The organism is Acinetobacter sp. ATCC 27244 (genome assembly GCF_000156555.1).
Classification (GTDB): Bacteria; Pseudomonadota; Gammaproteobacteria; order Pseudomonadales; family Moraxellaceae; genus Acinetobacter; species Acinetobacter haemolyticus.
Genome location: NZ_GG665975.1, coordinates 1 through 3,252 on the forward strand (window position 1 = coordinate 1; position 3,252 = coordinate 3,252).

The following is a 3,252-nucleotide window of genomic DNA, read 5'->3' on the forward strand; positions in this document are numbered from 1 at the left end:
ATATATAACTTTTGTAAGTCAGTGCCTCGATCATCTTTCTTTGACCTAGCAGAAGTATTATCGGGATTTATAGGTAGTTGTTTCCACTTTGCCAATAAATATACAAATGCTTCCAATTCCATTAAATACTGCCATACCTGCGGATCTATCTGAGGATATCGATCTACCAAGTTCCCATAAATAAACTCAATATTTTTTATAGATTTCTTTTCCATCGTTCTAAGCTTGATGTACTTAAAATATTTCCACAAACCAAATTCAAATTTTTCTACGATAGGCTCAGATCGCTTTCTTGGTTTTTTTGGGGTCTTGGTGTTTTGCTTTATGGTCTGCGGTTTATATATAAGCCCCTCATTTTCACAACAAAAATATCGCTTACATTCTTTACCTGCAATCCATAACTCAAACAGTGCTGAAGAGTTAATGACATAATTTAAAGTTGTCCTGATGAACAAATTATATTTCTCACTATCTTTAGCTATAACACCAGATCTGACGTTATGAATTATACGTTCACAATAAGGCTTATACACCAACTCTCGATATTTATTTCTTTGGATTTCTTGAGTTGAATACTCTTTCCCATCGAAAAAACGAGAGTTTTGTTCATAAAGTGGGAGATTGAGGTATGTCTTTTCCCATATTTTTTCTACCTCATTCTTTATACTATCCATAGATTCTGTTTTTTGGTTTTTGAAGACAAATATGCCAAATACAGAAAAATCATAGTGTGAACCAAAATCAAGTTTTAGAAAGCTCGTAAGTATTCGTTCATTACTTTTAACCTCATATCTAAAAATGTTTAGATGATGAAGGGTCCTGTTTTTAGCCCATTCTAGTTGCGCACCATGTATTCTTATCGGATCTATTAGGGGGTCTAAACAATAACCAAGTTTTAAACATAAAACCTTTACTTTATTCGATTCGTTATAGGATTGATCAAATCTTTCCTTGAAGTACTCAAGATCCCGATACATTTTCAGCCAAGTATTATCTAGCATCGCTGGAAAATTATTGAGCCATTGCCTAATTAATAGCTCCTCACTCCCATCAAAAGCGTATCTATGCATCCAAAACCTTGATAAGTTTTGTGCAAGAACATTGAAAAAAATCCGCCAATTTTTAGGTAAAAGAATAAGCGCATTAACTTGAGGATAGCATGTACTGAATGGATGAAATCCGAAGATTGAATCATCTGTTCTAGACGGTTTTGTTGAAAGTATTTGTTGGTAATGTTGCTTGATATAATCCAATTGAGCAACATCATTACGTTCTGGATCAAATAATTTTTTAATAAAATCTATTAACTGTTTTTGTCTTTTATCTGCTATTTCCTCACCAAACTGTCGGCGTAAGGCAAGTTCATAAAATGTATCCAATGCATAAATAACCTCAGAGTTGACCTCCCTCCCATGTAGCTGAAGGAAGATTCTCAAAACCTCAGCAATGTCTCTGATTCTTCTATCCACGTCAATTTTAGTAAGTTCCATACCCATAAATCAGCCATTTTTATTCTATAAGCTATATATTACATAAATCTTGTTTATAAAAAACACACCTATTTTCACTTAGTCAAAATTATAAAATAAAAAAGGTGCTTTTGAGGATAAACACGGCATAAAAACAAAATAATGATAATCATTAATAAATGATAATAATTCCAAAAATAAGAATGAGAAGTTCGAGGCAGAAAAAAAAGCCTAAACAAAAAATCAGAGAAGATTTTTCTGCTTAGGCTATATTTTTAAAATATTATTTTCTTTTTCATCTAAATTTAAAAGCAAAATTTTTAGTGTTATGCAAAAAAATGGCATCAGTGTAGTTCAAAGGAATATGTCTCTAGACGCTCTGAAAGCTCCCCCCTACTTGGAATCTTTTTCAATAATCTCTGCAAGCAGTTCTGGACAATTCCGTACATGATTAAGAAGTGTCTGTTCTTGATCATTCGAGTTAAATGCCATTTTTTTCTTCAAAATATCTGCAACATTATGGGCATTTAAAGCTCGTCTAAATTCTCTGTTTTCTTCTTCCAGACTTTTAATGTAACTAATATAAGTTCGATCCTGAATTTTGATATCACAGGCACCCTTATAACGCTTTTTATTATTTTCTAAAGCATCCCGTAATTCTGCAATTTTGCTGGTATTTTCTGCTACGCGACTTGTGATCCAATTTTGATCAAAGGCTTTAAGCTCTTTTTCCAGTGTCGGGTAAACATCATTGATTGCAGCTGTAACAGATTTCCAACGTCCTTTTATTTTTGCAGTTTCTCGTAATACACGATAAATGATCTCTCGCTTTTCATAAAGATTACCTTCATAGCGCTTTTTCACATTTTTTATGCCATTGATTCGGCGTTGTAACTTTGGGTGCTGAAAAACATGCTGATCGAAATCAAGTTCTAGGTATGCATAAAGTATACGTCTATAGCCATCCACGCTGTGTTTATTTTTTTGATTATCATCCATCCCCAATAATTCTTCTTTTAGTTGAGCAATCCGATCTAATAACCGATTCAGCTCATAAAACTGTGAGAGTTGAGCTTCTCCTCTGAGTGAAATCTCATCAGCCATACATTTTCTTATTAACTCAATTTCGTCAGCAGAGAATGCCTGTTGCTCTTCCAAATGCCCTACACCACCTGCATGGTAAATGTAACAATTAAGCATTTCCGCCTCTAGAATATTGATGTCTTCATTAGTAATTTTCATCATACTCAAAATAAAAATATTATAATAATTATTAATTTAACACATATTCTAGTATAATATTTTATTATCTTTGTAGTATGCTAAAAAAAAACTCAATGAGTCACTACCATTAGGTCATGGACAGTCATTAAGTCGGCATCACACGAAAAGTCTGATGTAATTGAATTGATGATTGAGTAAAATTTGGCTCAATGGAAACTAGTAAAATGTTAGAGTCCCGTTATCGTGTAAAAGATTTAGTCAACTATCCTGAACGTCCAGCAAAGGACTATGTGGATCGTAGTGGCCGTAGATGCAAAGTTTCATACAAGCCTGCCAGCAAAGGCTTGTTGAATATCACAGAATCAACTTTTTGGAAGATGGTTCGCCGTGGTGATTTTCCTGAATCGACATTTAGTGTTTTGTATACGAAAGTCAAAATTCAAAGTTTGGAGGGTGTGTAAAATGGGTATTGCACATAACTTTAAAATTGATCGTAGAATTCGAGCAAAAGAGTTTATGGCACTTCTTTCTATTGGCAGAACCAAGTTTTATCGAATGA

At 33.5% G+C, this 3,252-nt stretch carries 3 protein-coding genes and 1 pseudogene; 2 read left to right on the top strand and 2 right to left on the bottom strand.

The features are described from left to right. The coding region (locus HMPREF0023_RS15510; protein WP_008942548.1) for a hypothetical protein at nucleotides 1-1,496 on the bottom strand (1,496 nt) is incomplete at its 3' end. Nucleotides 1,497-1,862: 366 nt separating this feature from the next. After that, complete coding sequence (locus HMPREF0023_RS15515; protein ID WP_005091447.1) at nucleotides 1,863-2,714, bottom strand: hypothetical protein; 852 nt, start codon at nucleotides 2,712-2,714, stop codon at nucleotides 1,863-1,865. A gap of 203 nt (nucleotides 2,715-2,917) precedes the next feature. On the opposite strand from HMPREF0023_RS15515, the gene HMPREF0023_RS15520 reads away from it, so the two are divergent. Together HMPREF0023_RS15520 and HMPREF0023_RS17090 are read left to right on the top strand one after the other, a co-directional pair. Further along, entirely contained in the window at nucleotides 2,918-3,154 is a 237-nt protein-coding gene (locus HMPREF0023_RS15520) for a hypothetical protein (RefSeq protein ID WP_005091449.1), read from the top strand. Between the two features lies 1 nt (nucleotide 3,155). Then, nucleotides 3,156-3,252: pseudogene (locus HMPREF0023_RS17090) on the top strand (transcriptional regulator); the annotation flags it as partial.